This is a genomic window from Sulfitobacter sp. CW3 (genome assembly GCF_019392245.1).
Taxonomy (GTDB): Bacteria; Pseudomonadota; Alphaproteobacteria; order Rhodobacterales; family Rhodobacteraceae; genus Sulfitobacter.
Genome location: NZ_JAHXRL010000003.1, coordinates 251,165 through 266,392, shown reverse-complemented (window position 1 = coordinate 266,392; position 15,228 = coordinate 251,165). Strand labels below are relative to the sequence as shown.

Genomic DNA, 15,228 nt, shown 5'->3' with positions numbered 1-15,228 from the left:
ACATCCGCCTTTGGCCCATGAAAGGCGGATGAAAACAACACTGATCCCGCTGATCCTCGCAGCTTTGCTTGCCCCGCTTCCTGCATCCGCCATGGATGTGATCAAGGGTGAAATCCTGCAAGGGTGGGTCCGCCCCGACGGCAACCGCGTTGCCGCAATCCGTATGACGATGGCACCGGGGTGGAAAACCTATTGGCGCGCGCCGGGTGATATGGGCATTCCACCGCATTTTGATTGGGCCGGATCAACAAACCTGTCAGCAGTCGCTGTGGAATGGCCCGCCCCGACCGTGTTCCGCGAGGAAAACCTGACCACAATCGGGTATAAAGATCAGGTGGTTTTGCCTTTGGTCATCACCACCCCGCACAAGGGCGCGCCCGTTCGCCTGCAGACCACAATCGATCTGGGCGTGTGTCTGGATGTCTGCGTGCCTGCGCAATTGCATCTGGACGGTATGATCGACACCGATGCGACCCGTGCGGAGCCTGCGATTGCAGCAGCCCTTGCCCAGCGCCCCTATTCCGCGCAAGAGGCCGGTGTAACAAAAGCCACCTGCACGATCCGCTTTAACGATGGTGATCTTGAGCTGGAAACAGCCATTACCCTGCCAGACACGGGCGGTCCGGAATTGGTTGTGATTGAAACCGGGCAACCTGATTTGTGGATCAGCGAAGCAGACACAACGCGGCACGGTGGCACCCTGACCTCTAGGGTTGATGTCGCCCATTCAACCGGCGGGCCGATTGCACTGAACAGATCACACATCCGCATGACCGTTTTTGGCAGCAAACACGCGGTGGATATTCGGGGCTGCACGCCCGGCTAATCACACAGGGCGTTTCCGCCGTGACAACGCCAAAGCCACGGCACCGACGATATACCCGCCAAGCGACAAAACCGCAGCCCCGCCGATAAACAGGATCAACGCGGCCGTAAGCGGTGCCATCTCTGCCATTCCCGGTGCCAGCGACAGCAACACGGGATGCAACGCGCCCTGCCAGCCGACCCACCCCAATGTCAGCGCGGCCCAGCCGATCATCACCGCCCAAAGCGCCATCAAACCAAAGCGCAGCCCGACGGCACGCGCGCCAAGACCACGCCGCATGGCCCGCACCTGCCGCGAGATGTCATGCTGGGCCGCGATCAACGCAGGCACCACAAGCAGAACGAGGAACATGCCAAAGCCCAACCCATAAACCAGCGTGATCACAGTCGGTTTCAGGAATTGCGCCTGTTGGCTTTGCTCATACAGCAGCGGTGCCATCCCCAGAACGGTGGTCAGCGTCGTCAGCATCACGGGCCGCAACCGATCAGATGCACCATCAATGATCGAAGGGATCACCCCGCGCGTTTCGCCGTATTCGTCAATCGTGCCGATCAAAACAATGGAATCGTTGATGATAATGCCCGTCATCCCCAACAATCCCACAACGGTGAACATACTAAGCGGTACATCCCAGACCGCATGGCCATAGATTGTGCCAACCAGCCCGAACGGGATCACCGACATCACCACGAGGGGCCGTGTCCAACTGCCAAACACCCAGCACAGCACCAGATAGATGCCCGTCAGGACCAGGATCAGACCTGTTAACGCCTCGGATAGGAATGTGTCTTCTTGTTCGCTTAGTCCGCTGATGCGGAATTCAACCTGCCGCTCTGACGCGATGGTCGGCAGGATTTCGTCTTGCAGCGCAGTTGTGATCTCGGTTGCGCGGGTAGGGTCATCTTCGGAAATATCCCCCGTTACCGAAATCAATCTGATCCCGTTTTCACGACGGACCGTGCTGAACCCTGTGCGCCGCTCGACGCTCACAATATCGGCAAGCGGTACATAGTGCCCATCGGGCGTACGCATCTGGGTGCGGTCCAGAAAATCTGCCGTCAATTCACCCGCGGGCAGCTCTACCCGGATTGTCGCGGAACGCGGCCCGTCAGGATAGGTTGCGGCCTCGATCCCGCCAAGACGGTTGCGCAGCGCGCGGCCAAGGGTGTCGATGGTAAAGCCAAGCGATTGCCCCTGCGCGGTCAGATCAAGGATCAGCTCTTCTTTATCGTAGGCCAGATTGTCTTGTACCGCACTGACCTCGGGATAGCGGCGCAGGGCGTTTTGCAGATCTTCGGATGCAGCTTTCAACACATCAGTCTCGGCCCCGTAAAACTGCACGTCCAGTGCATCACCACCGGGGCCGGACCGCCAACCGCGAAAGCTGACAGTTTCGGCCAGCGGGTGATTAACAACCGCATCTTGCAGTTCGGCCACAAAGGCAAAGCTGGAATAGGGGCGCAGATCGGCGTCGATCAGTTCGATTGAAATGCCGCCCAGCTGATCGGCATCTTTGCTGTCGGCACCATCAAGGCCGCGGCCCGCATTGCCGCCGATTTGCGCGATGACATAGTCAATCGGGTTGGTGCCATAACGTTCCGCGTATTCTAGACCCAAGCTTTCTGTCGCGCGCTGCATCTCGCGCATCATTTCCATGGTGTCTTCGCGGGTGGCCCCTTCGAGCATGGCAAAGTTCCCGGTGACGGACCCACGTTCAGGCGCATTAAAGAACCGCCATTGCACATCACCCTGGATGAACAGTGCGACTTGCGATGCCAGCACCGCCAACACCCCCGCCAACACCACATAACGCCCAGCAATCACACCCGCCATGAAGGGCCGAAACAGGGTCTCGCGGGCCCATAGGAAGCCTTTGTTCACCACGCGGCTGGGCAAATCGTACCAATGTTCCTTGGCCCCGGCGGCCATGGCATGGGCCATGTGGTTGGGCAGGATCAAAAAGCATTCAACCAAGGACGCCGCCAAAACGGCAATGACCGTCAGGGGGATATCACCGATCAAGCTACCAAAACGCCCCCCGACCGCCAACAATCCAAAGAATGCGATGATCGTCGTCATGGTGGCCGCAAACACCGGCAACGCCATGCGACGCGCTGCATTTTCCGCCGCGACGATCGGGCTTTCGCCCAGTTCCTTGTGGCGGTAATCGGCGTGTTCCCCCACCACGATGGCATCATCAACGACGATACCCAGCGTAATGATCAGACCAAAAAGCGAGATCATGTTGATCGTGATCCCGCCCGCATACATCAATGCAATCGCCGCAGCCATGGACGCGGGAATACCGGCGGCAACCCAGAACGCCGTGCGGGCGTTTAAAAACAAGAACAGCAGACTGACCACCAGAACCAGGCCCATCAACCCGTTGTCGATCAACAAATCAAGACGACCGGTAATGGCTTCGGCGCGGGTGCGGATCAGCTCCATCGTGACACCTTGGGGTAACATCACAGTCATCTCGGCCACGACGTCTTCGACACTGCGCTGGATGCCGATGGCATCGCCCCGATCAGACCGATCAATGCGCACCGAAATTGCCGGATCTTGCCCGACGAAATAACCGACGTCGCGGTCAGAACCTTGTTCGATCACCCGCGCCAAATCGCCAACGGTCAAGGCCGACCCGTCTGCATTCGTCCGCAACACCACCCCAGAAAGCGCCTCGGCGCTGCGTTTGGCCGTTCCGGTCCGGACCCGTGCATTCGCGCCGGTCACATCACCCGCAGGGTCGGCATCAACCTCGGCCGCGATGACGCTGGCGATCTCGGCCATCGTAATGTCATAGCTTATCAACTTGGTGGATGGCACTTCGATCAGGGTCTCAGGCGACGCAACCCCCTGGATCGTACTGCGCGTCACCCCTTCGGCAAACAGCCGCGTGACGAATTCATCCGCAAAGCGGCCAAGCTGTTCGGGGCTGATCGGGCCGGTGATCACCACATCTGTAACCCGGTCCCGCCACGCACCGCGACGCACGACCGGATCTTCGGCCTCTTCTGGCAAGGTCGTTATCGCGTCGACGGCAGTTTGCACATCACCGGCAGCGCGCGCCATATCCCAGCCCGGTTCGAAATCCAGCGTGACAGTGCCGCGCCCCTCGCGCGACGCCGCGGTCGAACTTTCAACCCCTTCGATTGTCAAAAGCGCGGGTTCCAACACCTGAATGATGGCACCATCCACGTCTTCAGCCCCGGCCCCGGTCCACACCGTGGTCACGCTGACATTATCGACAATCACATCCGGAAAGAACTGCGCCCGCATGTTCGGCGCAGCAACGGCCCCGCACACCAGCAGCACAACAAGCAATAGGTTCGCCGCCGTCTTATGCCGGACAAAGTAGGACAAGATGCCCCCAGTGGTACGCGACATACTGCGGGCCATCGCTTATCCCCCTATCCGGCTTTCTAGACGCTCGACCATTTGCGCGGGCACCTCTGGCTCTGCCAGTTGTGCCAAGACGCGGGCTTTGGCCGCCTCTGGCATACGGGTGCTCGCTTCAACAAAGGCAATCAGCTTGGCCCGGCGTTCGTCGGTCAGCGCGACCATTACGTTTTCTTCGCGCGGTGCAGCCCCTGCCCGCAGCGGCTTGACCGCGATACCAGCGCCCAACAACGGCGAGCGTGCCTCGACCACCTCGCGGCCCGCGATATCACCGCGCACCAGAACCTCGTCTCCGACACGGCGCAGAACCTCAACAGTCACGGCCTCAAGCCGGTTTTCGCTATCAATCACCAAGACACGCGCCTGTGCATCCAACGCCGAACTTGGCAGGCGAATAACGTTTTCAAGCTCGGGCTCGTTGATACGGACAGTGACAAAATCACCCGGCTTGAACCCCGGTGCTTGCGTCAGCGTCGCAAAAATCAACCGCCCGCTGGCCCCCTCGCCCGCGGCAGCACTTGCGCGGGTGATCTTGCCTATCGCCTCGAGGTCAAGACCGGCCACATCCAAAGTGGCGGTAAGATCGGCCTTGATAAGGTTACCATCCGTATCAATCAGCCGTGCGTATTGCGCGGTGGACACACGAAATGACACCTCAAGATCGTTCGGGTCAATCAGCTCGGCCAGACGTTCATTGGCGGACACCAATCGCCCCTCGACAACCAAGGCACCGCTAAGGGTGCCATCAAAGGGGGCCGAAATTGTTGTCTCGTCCAGACGGCGCTGTGCATCGGCCAACGCGATCTGTCCGCGCGACAGTGAACTGGCGGCTTGGTCAATGCGCGCTTCGGTCTGGGTCACGACCTGCCGACGTGCCAACACGGCCTGCCGCGCGCTTGATGCTGCAAGCTCGGCCGTTTCTGTCGCAATCGCGGTGCCCACGCCGCGATCCGCCAGATCGCTTTGACGTTGAAAAGCGCGGGACCGCAGAACTGCTTGTTCCTCGGCGGCCGCTTGTTCATCAAGGGCCAGTTCCAACGCACGCGCGGCATCGCGCCCTTCTGCCTTGGCATCCTGCACATCACTTTTGGCACGCTCGACCTCGGCCAGCGCATCGGCGCGGTCCAGCCGGACCAGAACCTGACCCGCCCGCACCTTGCCGCCGTCCTCAAACTCAGGGGCAAGTTCGATCACACGCCCCCCAACAGCCGCCCGCAGTTCAAGCTGCCGCCGGCTTTGAATCGCGCCGAAACTCTCTAAAACAGGTATCTCATTGCTTGGGGTGGCAAGAACAACATTGACTGAAAAAACCCGTTCGCGCGGGGCCTGCGGGGCGGGTGCGTCTGCCATGCGTTTTTGCAAGGCACCACCAATTCTGTCAGCGGCAAACACCAAAAGACCCAAGGCAGTCGCGACCAAGAACAGGCCAATCATACTTTGTCTTAGAAAACGCATCTTTGTCCGATCTCAAAACCACTGTGGCGCAAGGTAACCCACCCCTTAAAAATACAAAAACACAGTTATGATACGGATGTACCATGGCTTTCCGTCGCGGGGTTGCCAGAAAAATATGTGTTTCGTTACTTTCGCCGCTGATGCTCGTCCAAACGGGGCATAATCTCGACGAAGTTACAGGGCATGTGCCGGTAATCCAGCTGCTTCAGCAGGATCTCGTCCCACGCATCCTTGCAAGCCCCGGGCGATCCGGGCAACGCGAATAGATACGTACCTTGGGCCACACCGGCTGTCGCGCGGCTTTGTACGGCCGAGGTGCCTATCTTTTGCATCGACACAATCGTAAAAACAATCCCGAACGCGTCGATCTCTTTTTCGTACACATCGCGGTGCGCCTCGACGGTAACGTCGCGGCCGGTCAACCCAGTGCCGCCCGTGCTGATGATCACGTCAACCGTGTCATCCGCACACCACGTGCGCAGCTGGTCCGCAATCTGTGCCCGTTCATCGCGGATGATTGCGCGATGCGCCAGATCGTGCCCCGCCTCGGCAATCCGCGCGGCCAAGACATCGCCAGACCGATCATCAGCCATGGCGCGCGTGTCCGAGACGGTTAACACCGCAATGCGCACAGGGATAAATTCTTTGGTTTCATCGATACGGCTCATGCCCGCTCCAATACTGCTAACCGCGCTGCAAGAGCGACGAATATGCCACTGCTGATCCAGCGCAGCGCTTGCCCACCCTTGGCCAATTTGCGCCCCAGCCCACCGGCAAAAACGCCAACCAAGGCATTGATCACAAATCCGCCAAGCGACAGAACCGCGCCAAAGATCAGGAATTGCATCAAAACCGGCCCCGCTTCGGGCACCACGAATTGTGGCACAAAAGCCAGCACGAATAAAATCACCTTTGGGTTGGTCAGGCTCACGATCAGGGCACCGCGAAACGCCGATGGGGGCACGGCACCGGTTTGGGTATTCCGCCCCCCGCGAAACGTCTGCGCCGCAAGCCACAGCAGATACGCGACACCAACCCAGCGGATCACGTCAAAGGCCCAAGGCACCGCAGCCACCAGCGCACCCAGCCCCAACCCTGCAAGCGTCACATGCACCATGCCGCCCAACGAAATGCCCGCACTTGCCGCGACAGAAGCCCGGGGGCCAAAGCGCATGCCCTGCCCCAAACAAAACATCATATCCGCCCCCGGCGTCAGGTTCAGCGCCAAGGCAGCGGGCACGAATGCCAAAAGCGTCAGGGGATCAACCACGGTTCAACTTTGCCTTCAGCGCCAGCAAATCGGCCCAAGCCTCGCGTTTGAATTCGGGGCTGCGCAGCAAATAAGCCGGGTGGAACATTGGCAACGCAGGCAGACCCAGCGCTTCGGTCCACTGGCCACGCAAACGTGTGATGCCGCGCTTGCCCAGCAATGCCTGCGCTGACCAGTTGCCCACAATCACCAACACCTCGGGCTTGGCCAGGGCGATATGTTTTTCAAGAAACGGCTTCATCATCGCGATCTCGATCGGCTTTGGATCACGGTTCTGCGGTGGCCGCCACGGCAACACGTTGGTGATATACACCGGCGCTGTTTCATGGGTTCGCCCCATGTCAATCGCGGCCAGCATCTTGTCCAGCAATTGCCCCGCGCGCCCGACAAAAGGCTTGCCCTCGCGGTCCTCATCACGGCCCGGTGCCTCGCCGACAATCATCACCCGCGCACCCGGCGTGCCACCACTGAACACCATATTACGTGCGCCGCGTTTCAGCTCGCAATGCTCAAAGCTTTCCATGGCGGCGCGCAATTCGTCCAGCGATCCGACCCCCGCCGCAATACGCTCGGCCTCGGCTACAGGATCAATACCCGCCGCCATTGGCACGATACGCGGTCCGCCTTGTTTGGCAGCCTTTGGTTTCTCAACCGCGGCCGGCACTTCGTACCTGTTAACCGGCGCATCACAAATCGCTTCGGTCGCGCCAAGTTCGATCTGCCAATGCAAAAGCGCGAGCGCTTGATGATATTCCACTGATTCCATGTTTCCAACTTACGCGCTGACGTGGCTAATAAAAATCCCAACTTCCAAATGGTCTTAAATCCATTCCTCCGTCACGGTCAGATGCGCCGCCAGATGACTTGCCCAGCCTCGCCCCGCCGCCTATAACGCCACAAATAGCGTGGGGTCGCCTTATGAGTTTCGCACACCAACATCTTCTTGGTATTGAGCCGCTGTCGCAAGATGACATTACAACGCTGCTGGATCTGGCCGACACCTATGCCGATCTGAACAGACAACCGCACAAGCACAGTGATGCTCTCAAGGGTCTGACCCAGATCAACATGTTCTTTGAGAACTCGACGCGCACGCAGGCAAGCTTTGAGATCGCGGGCAAACGTCTTGGCGCGGATGTGATGAACATGGCAATGCAGGCGTCGTCGATCAAGAAGGGCGAGACCCTGATTGACACCGCGATGACCCTGAATGCGATGCACCCCGATCTGCTGGTCGTGCGCCATCCGCAATCCGGTGCCGTTGATCTGCTCGCCCAAAAGGTAAACTGCGCCGTGCTGAACGCCGGTGACGGGCGGCACGAACACCCCACACAGGCGTTGCTGGACGCGCTGACCATTCGCCGTGCCAAGGGCCGGTTGCACCGTCTGTCCATCGCCATTTGCGGTGACATCGCACACAGCCGTGTTGCACGGTCCAACATCATGCTGCTGGGCAAGATGGAAAACCGCATCCGCCTGATTGGCCCGCCCACGTTGATGCCCTCGCAAATCGGCGAATTTGGCGTCGAGGTGTTCGATGACATGGCAGAGGGGCTGAAAGACGTTGACGTGGTGATGATGCTCCGCCTGCAAAAAGAACGCATGGATGGCGGCTTCATCCCCTCAGAGCGTGAATATTATCACCGCTTTGGCTTGGATGCCGAAAAACTGAGCCACGCCAAGCCCGATGCTATCGTCATGCACCCTGGCCCGATGAACCGCGGCGTTGAAATCGATGGCACCCTTGCCGACGACATCAACCGCAGCGTTATTCAGGATCAGGTGGAAATGGGCGTCGCCGTGCGGATGGCTGCGATGGATCTTTTGGCGCAGAACCTTAGCGACCGCCGCAAGGGGGCCGCGTGACGTCTTCGCCCTCAGACGAACGTGAACTGCTAAGCTGGCGCATTTCGTGGGGCGCGTTTGTGTCGCGGACTGCGGTGTTGATGGTGTTGACGATGCTGGTGTGCTCTCCGATCCTGCCGTATTTCGATGTTCTGACATGGACAGTGGCATCGGCCATCACGGCCTTGTTTTACATGTGGATTTTCGAAGAATTTCAAATCTGGTACGCAAACCGCAAAACAGTCTGGCGTCTGACAAATCGTGCGCTTTATATCAATGAACCTGATGTTGTCGCCCCCTTGGAACTGGCGCTGACCGATATCGCGGCCATCGGCAAGCTGTCGCTCTGGTCGATCACCTTGCGTTTGCCCAACCGTCAAAGCATCACGCTCCCTCTGGTGCCGAACCTACGCGAGACCAAAGCACGGATCGCCGCCGCACGCGAGGCCGCGCTATGACCGATGACTTTTGGCAAAATGTTCTTGAGGATGGTGAAAAGCTGCTTTGGACAGGTCGTCCCAAGCCACGCATTTCGCTTCGAAACTTTCAACTGTTGGGGCCGTTTATTGGGGCTGCGGGCACCGTGATCGCGGGTGGTGTGTTGCTGACCTATAACAGCCTGCCCGTGTCGCAATCGGTGGTGTTGGCCGTCGTGATCGGTTTGGTCGTTTTGTCGCTGGTCAAAGGCCTGAACCGCTGGGCTGAACTGACCCGCACGCGGTATGCGCTGACAAACCACCGCGCGCTGTTCTTTCGTCTGCACAAGGGCGAAACCCGCGTCAAAGCGTTTTCCCGCAGCCTCGAGACCGCCCCCGATGTCAAACCGACCAGCCCGCCGTCGGTGTTTTTCATTCGACAAGAACGCGGTGACAATCCTGCGCTCGCGGCTCATCTCGGATTTGAATATGTTCAGGACAGCACCAGTTTATGTAGTCTGATGGCAACCGCGTACAAAGGTGCAAAACAATGACAACACTTACAATCCCCCCAGCCGAGCATGGCCAGATCAGGCTGTTCGCCGTGAACCGACCCGTTGATGCCATGGCCCGCACGTTGCAAGACAATGACAAAGCGGCGGTTATTTCCGATCTCCTCGGGTTTGCCGTGCCGTCCGGGTCGGCTGAACTGTTTGCCGTATCCGATCTGACAGGCGTGGGTCTGCCACGGTATCTGACGGACGGCTATACCGTGACCGAGGCGCAGATTACCGCGGACCGCGCCCGCCTTGACGCATTGGAAGGCTATGTTTTGCTGCTGTTTTCATCCGCCTTTGACGGGGCCGAAACCACGCTGCGCATCGGGCCCGACCTGACCCTGATCGGCACCTATGGCGAAGAACAACCCACCATGGCCACCGCGCCCCTGACCGCCGACGCAGCGCAGCCCTATACCGGCGTGCCGAATATGACCCCCACAACACCACCGCGTGGCCGCGCAGGCGGGGCGGTGATATTGCTGGCGCTAATCGTAGCGATTGGCCTGATCTTATGGTGGCTGTTGTGAAAGAACCAAAACCTGATCCGAAAATGTCCGGCCGCGTTGCCACTGTTGCCCTGCTCGTCGCCTTTGGCGTCGTGGCGATGATGGTGTGGATCGGCGGATAGCCCTTTGTGAAAGATAGTAACGTCATGCTGCACTTTGTGAACGCGAAACTGATCGACCCCGAAGCGGGCACTGTGACCCACGGCACCCTGCGGGTCGAGGGCGGTCAGATCACCGCGATCCTGCCCGAGGATGCACCCATTCCGGGTGACAGTACGGTTGTCGATTGTCGCGGCAAGTATCTGGCCCCCGGCATTGTCGATCTGGGCGTCAAGGTTTGCGAGCCGGGCGAGCGTCACAAGGAAAGCTTTCGATCGGCAGGATTGGCCGCAGCAGCGGGCGGCGTCACCACGATGGTCACGCGCCCGGATACCAACCCGACCATCGACAGCCCCGAAGTGTTGGAATTTGTCACCCGCCGCGCAAACGAGGCAGCGCCCGTTAACGTGGTGCCCATGGCCGCGCTGACCAAAGGCCGCGAAGGCCGCGAGATGACCGAGATCGGCTTTCTCATGGACGCAGGGGCCATCGCCTTTACCGATTGCGACCGGGTGATCACCGACACCAAAGTATTCTCGCGCGCGTTGACCTATGCGCGCAGTCTGGGCGCGTTGGTTATTGCCCACCCTCAGGAACCAATCCTGAGCAAAGGTGCCGCCGCAACATCGGGCAAATTCGCGTCATTGCGCGGGCTGCCGGCCGTATCGCCAATGGCCGAACGCATGGGGCTGGACCGCGACATCGCCTTGATCGAGATGACCGGAGCCCGCTATCACGCCGATCAAATCACCACCGCCCGCGCCCTGCCCGCGCTTGAGCGCGCTAAAAACAACGGGCTGGATATTACCGCAGGCGTTGGCATTCACCACCTGACTTTGAACGCGCTCGATGTGGCCGACTACCGGACGTTCTTCAAGCTCAAGCCCCCGTTGCGTGACGAAGACGACCGCATCGCCGTGGTCGAGGCCGTCGCCTCGGGGCTGATTGATATCATCTGTTCCATGCACACCCCCCAAGACGAGGAATCCAAACGCCTGCCGTTCGAGGAAGCCGCATCCGGTGCCGTCGGTCTTGAGACGTTGCTGCCCGCCGCCCTGCGGTTGGTACATTCCGATATGATGGACATCGCAACCCTGTGGCGGGCGTTGTCGTTTAACCCCGCAAAACGGCTGGGCCTGCCCGGGGGTCGCCTGACCGCCGGTGCGCCCGCTGATCTGGTGCTGTTTGACGATGGCGCGCCCTTTGTCATGGACCGTGAAACCCTGCGCTCGAAATCGCGCAATACGCCCTTTGACGGGATGCGCATGCAGGGTAAGGTCTTGGAAACCTATGTTTCCGGTAAATGTATTTATAAGGCCTCGTAACCATGCCCATCATCGATTCATCGCTCGCCGTGCTCTCTCTTTGGGCCGTGCTGGGCTATCTTATCGGCTCAATCGCATTTGGCCTGCTATTGGCGCGCGCCATGAATTTGGGCGATTTGCGCACCATCGGGTCGGGCAATATCGGGGCAACCAATGTTCTGCGCACCGGAAACAAAACCGCAGCCGCCCTGACCTTGCTGCTGGACGGGGCCAAAGGGGCGGTGGCCGTTCTGCTGGCCCGTTTCTTTGCTGGTGAAGACGCCGCGCAGATCGCCGGGCTTGCCGCAATGATCGGGCATTGTTACCCGGTGTGGCTGAAATTCAAAGGCGGCAAAGGCGTTGCAACATTCCTTGGCGTGATCTTGGCCTTGGCATGGCCCGCCGGTCTGGCCTGTTGTCTGGCGTGGCTCATCGGCGCGCTTGTCACCCGCATTTCGTCGATGGGCGCGATTGCCGCAGCATCCACTTCGACCGTGTTCTTGCTTGTCCTAGGCTACGGGAGCGCATTTTTCCTTGGGGTGCTTTTAACCCTGCTGATCTTTTGGCGCCACCGCGAAAACATCAAACGGATCAGAGCAGGCACCGAGCCCAAGATCGGCGCAAAGAAAGCCTAGGCGCAACTGCCAACAGGCTTCACGGCTGCGTTCGATTGCCGTCATCGGTAGCGTTTCTATGCATCAAAGCCGCAGACAGCACTGCCTGCGGCCACCTGATTTTAGTACGAATACTCAGCGTAAATCCGGCTTAGATCGCCATTCCATTTACCGTTATAATCGTCCAGCAACTCGTCCGCCGGGACCTTGCCGGTCTCGATGCTTTCCTTCAGCGCGTTCAGGAAATGGGTCTCGTCCGGGACCATGCCACCGGCACCCTTACGCGCGCGGGCTTTCAACCCATGCTCGGACAGTGCCACAGCTTCGCGGGCCAGATCATGCATTTTCACGCCGTTGAATTCAGCCTGTAAACCGTCGACAGACGCCGCAACCCGCAACCCTTCACGGGTCTCTGCATCCCAGCCCTTGGCCAGATCCCACGCGCCATCCAGCGCGGTTTGATCATACATCAAGCCGACCCAAAACGCGGGCAAGGCACATAGTCGCCGCCAAGGCCCGCCATCCGCGCCACGCATTTCGATGAATTTCTTGATCCGCGCTTCGGGAAATGCGGTTGTCAGATGGTCCGCCCAATCGCTGAGCGTTGGCATTTCACCCGGCAGTGCGGGCAGCTTGCCCTTCAGGAAATCACGGAACGACTGCCCCAATGCGTCAATATACTGCCCGTCGCGGTAGACGAAATACATCGGGACATCCAACGCGTATTCGACCCAGCGTTCAAACCCCATGCCGTCCTCGAACGCCCAAGGCAACATGCCGGTGCGCGCAGGGTCCAGATCACGCCACACCCGGCTGCGCCAGGATTTATGGCCGTTCGGCTTGCCTTCAAAGAACGGGGAATTCGCAAACAGCGCCGTCGCAACCGGCTGCAAGGCCAAGGCAACGCGCAGCTTTTGCACCATGTCGGCCTCGGATCCGAAATCAAGGTTCACCTGCACGGTACAGGTCCGGCGCATCATGACCCGGCCCATCGTGCCAACCTTGGTCATGTATTCGTTCATCAGTTTGTAACGCCCCTTGGGCATCAGATCCATCTGCTCATGGGTCCATACTGGTGCGGCACCCAGCCCGATGAACCCTGCGCCGATACGGTCCGCCACATCGCGGACTTCGCGCAGATGCACGTTTACCTCGTCACATGTCTCGTGAATGGTCTCGACGGGCGCGCCTGACAGCTCAAGCTGGCCGCCCGGTTCCAACGATACATTCGCGCCATCCTTGACCAAACCAATCAGCTTGCCACCCTCTTCGACGGGGGCCCAACCATGGCCATCGCGCAAACCCTCAAGCATTGCGCGAATGGAACACGCCCCCTCATAGGGCAGCGGCAAAAGCGTTTCTTTGTTATAGCCGAATTTCTCGTGCTCTGTGCCGATGCGCCAGTCTTCTTTGGGCTTGCAGCCGTCAGCCAGATACTGCGCCAGCTGCGCATGGTTTTCGATCGGGCCGCCGCCGGATTGAGGGATAGACATAAGGGGGTGGCTCCGGGTTTGTTTCGTTAGGTTTCAGGGAGAAAATAGTTCACGTGCTCGTTAGGGATGGTGCGAATTCTCGGGGGTGTCAATGCAACAGGACGCTTGCCGGGCGCATTGGTTGTCGCTCCCAGATTACGACCGAAAGTGTCTTGTCATCGGCAAGTTCGGCCAGCATCCGTTCGGTTTTCAACCCCGGCAAGACCGCAAAGGCATCAAATAACGCCTCAGTGCCAGCGGCATCCACCGGGATCATCACGGCATTTTGTCCAGGCTGCTCCAGTTTCCAATGGGCCGGATATGATCCGCGCACGAGGCTCAGCCGTTCCATCTCGCGCAGCGCCACGATCCCGCCCGTCAGGGGCCCGAAATAAGCAATCTGCCCTTCGTCCACCTGCACGGCACCGGCCCCATGGCCCGATTTACGAAACCGGACACGCTGGACACCCAGCCAAACAAACGCAACGCCGGCAGCAATCAACGCATACCCCGGCACCGCCAACAAAAGCCCCGGCCCCGCGACCAACCACCATCCCAACAGAATGACAGCCGCGCCGCCAAGAACCTCGCGCCACCGCCACAACTCCGCTTTCGCCTCAGGCCGCAAAAAACTCATGGCTTCATCCCACCTTCATTTTGCCAAGTAAACTCCACGGGGGTGTGGGGGTGTGCAACCCCCACTTGGGTATCGGTTACAGCGGGTCCCACGCTCAAGTCCAATCCCCCAAAGCCTGCTGCCAAACTGTCATCGCAGCAACCGCAGCCGTATCCGCCCTCAGGATACGTGGCCCCAGGGTAACAGGCCGGGTGTACTCCAGCCGTTGCAACCGGGCCCGCTCGCGATCCGAAAATCCGCCCTCGGGACCGATCAAAATCCCCCATGGTCCAGGCTTTGCCGCGCCCAACCCTGCCTCTTGCCCCACCAACGCCTCGTCACAAAACATCAGTGACCGCTCGGGCGTCCATTGATCCAACAGACGGTCAAGTTTGATCATCTCGGCCACTTCCGGCACGAATGTCCCGCCGCATTGCTCTGCCGCCTCGACCGCGTGGGCCTGCAACCGGTCGCGCTGGACACGGCCCGAATTGGTGAAATCAGTCTGCACCGGCACGATCCGGCGCGCGCCCATTTCGGCGGCTTTTTCGACGATGAAATCTGTGCGGGCCTTCTTGATCGGCGCAAAGATCAGCCACAGGTCTGGCGGCACATGCAAAGGTTTCGTCGCCTCGACACATGTTAAAACCCCGCCACGTTTGCCCGCTTGGGTGACCTGCGCCAACCATTCGCCATCGGTGCCGTTGAACAGCAATACATGCGCACCTTCGGCCTGCCGCATCACCCCGAACAGGTAATGCGCCTGCGCCTTGTCCAAAGGAACCGATTGCCCCTGACCCAAGGGATGCTCTACATAAAGTCTAATTTTCGCATTCATAGGCA

Annotated in this window: 15 protein-coding genes; 7 read left to right on the top strand and 8 right to left on the bottom strand. The window is 59.5% G+C overall.

What is annotated here, in order from left to right; all coding sequences use genetic code 11:
* Positions 1-28: 28 nt before the first annotated feature.
* Positions 29-826 (top strand): protein-disulfide reductase DsbD domain-containing protein, encoded by a 798-nt coding sequence (locus KZZ06_RS08175; RefSeq protein WP_257884255.1) that lies wholly within the window; start codon positions 29-31, stop codon positions 824-826.
* Here the strand turns inward: KZZ06_RS08175 and KZZ06_RS08170 are convergent, their stop codons facing one another.
* The 5 genes from KZZ06_RS08170 to KZZ06_RS08150 all read right to left on the bottom strand — a co-directional run bounded on the left by KZZ06_RS08170 (position 827) and on the right by KZZ06_RS08150 (position 7,719).
* Positions 827-4,228: an efflux RND transporter permease subunit gene (locus KZZ06_RS08170; RefSeq protein ID WP_219579542.1), complete on the bottom strand. Its 3,402-nt coding sequence runs from the start codon at positions 4,226-4,228 to the stop codon at positions 827-829. It abuts the gene before it with no gap.
* Between the two features lie 3 nt (positions 4,229-4,231).
* On the bottom strand, positions 4,232-5,683 hold the full coding sequence (locus KZZ06_RS08165) for an efflux RND transporter periplasmic adaptor subunit (RefSeq protein ID WP_219579541.1): 1,452 nt from the start codon (positions 5,681-5,683) through the stop codon (positions 4,232-4,234).
* Positions 5,684-5,808: 125 nt separating this feature from the next.
* Positions 5,809-6,351 (bottom strand): molybdenum cofactor biosynthesis protein B, encoded by a 543-nt coding sequence (gene moaB / locus KZZ06_RS08160; protein ID WP_219579540.1) that lies wholly within the window; start codon positions 6,349-6,351, stop codon positions 5,809-5,811.
* Positions 6,348-6,953 (bottom strand): LysE family translocator, encoded by a 606-nt coding sequence (locus KZZ06_RS08155; RefSeq protein ID WP_219579539.1) that lies wholly within the window; start codon positions 6,951-6,953, stop codon positions 6,348-6,350. The genes moaB and KZZ06_RS08155 overlap by 4 nt, the downstream gene beginning before the upstream one ends.
* Positions 6,946-7,719, bottom strand: coding sequence for a uracil-DNA glycosylase family protein (locus tag KZZ06_RS08150; protein WP_219579538.1), 774 nt, complete (start codon positions 7,717-7,719; stop codon positions 6,946-6,948). The genes KZZ06_RS08155 and KZZ06_RS08150 overlap by 8 nt, the downstream gene beginning before the upstream one ends.
* Before the next feature lie 152 nt (positions 7,720-7,871).
* Between KZZ06_RS08150 and KZZ06_RS08145 the strand changes: the two genes are divergently transcribed.
* The 6 genes from KZZ06_RS08145 (at position 7,872) to plsY (ending at position 12,318) form a co-directional block, all read left to right on the top strand.
* Entirely contained in the window at positions 7,872-8,819 is a 948-nt protein-coding gene (locus KZZ06_RS08145; protein ID WP_219579537.1) for an aspartate carbamoyltransferase catalytic subunit, read from the top strand.
* Positions 8,816-9,256 carry a hypothetical protein gene (locus tag KZZ06_RS08140; RefSeq protein ID WP_219579536.1) on the top strand — a complete coding sequence of 147 codons (441 nt, stop codon included), beginning with the start codon at positions 8,816-8,818 and terminating at the stop codon, positions 9,254-9,256. Before KZZ06_RS08145 ends, KZZ06_RS08140 begins: the two co-directional genes overlap by 4 nt.
* A complete protein-coding gene (locus KZZ06_RS08135; RefSeq protein WP_219579535.1) occupies positions 9,253-9,768 on the top strand; it encodes a hypothetical protein in 516 nt (171 codons plus the stop codon). Before KZZ06_RS08140 ends, KZZ06_RS08135 begins: the two co-directional genes overlap by 4 nt.
* Complete coding sequence (locus KZZ06_RS08130; protein WP_219579534.1) at positions 9,765-10,301, top strand: hypothetical protein; 537 nt, start codon at positions 9,765-9,767, stop codon at positions 10,299-10,301. The genes KZZ06_RS08135 and KZZ06_RS08130 overlap by 4 nt, the downstream gene beginning before the upstream one ends.
* A 125-nt stretch (positions 10,302-10,426) precedes the next feature.
* A complete protein-coding gene (gene pyrC, locus KZZ06_RS08125) occupies positions 10,427-11,704 on the top strand; it encodes a dihydroorotase (RefSeq protein ID WP_219579899.1) in 1,278 nt (425 codons plus the stop codon).
* Between the two features lie 2 nt (positions 11,705-11,706).
* Positions 11,707-12,318 carry a glycerol-3-phosphate 1-O-acyltransferase PlsY gene (gene plsY / locus KZZ06_RS08120; RefSeq protein ID WP_219579533.1) on the top strand — a complete coding sequence of 204 codons (612 nt, stop codon included), beginning with the start codon at positions 11,707-11,709 and terminating at the stop codon, positions 12,316-12,318.
* Positions 12,319-12,419: 101 nt separating this feature from the next.
* Here the strand turns inward: plsY and KZZ06_RS08115 are convergent, their stop codons facing one another.
* The 3 genes from KZZ06_RS08115 to KZZ06_RS08105 all read right to left on the bottom strand — a co-directional run bounded on the left by KZZ06_RS08115 (position 12,420) and on the right by KZZ06_RS08105 (position 15,223).
* Complete coding sequence (locus tag KZZ06_RS08115) at positions 12,420-13,790, bottom strand: glutamate--cysteine ligase (protein ID WP_219579532.1); 1,371 nt, start codon at positions 13,788-13,790, stop codon at positions 12,420-12,422.
* 88 nt (positions 13,791-13,878) lie between these two features.
* Positions 13,879-14,406: a hypothetical protein gene (locus KZZ06_RS08110; protein WP_219579531.1), complete on the bottom strand. Its 528-nt coding sequence runs from the start codon at positions 14,404-14,406 to the stop codon at positions 13,879-13,881.
* Positions 14,407-14,500: 94 nt separating this feature from the next.
* Positions 14,501-15,223 carry a 16S rRNA (uracil(1498)-N(3))-methyltransferase gene (locus KZZ06_RS08105; RefSeq protein ID WP_219579530.1) on the bottom strand — a complete coding sequence of 241 codons (723 nt, stop codon included), beginning with the start codon at positions 15,221-15,223 and terminating at the stop codon, positions 14,501-14,503.
* Positions 15,224-15,228: the final 5 nt, after the last annotated feature.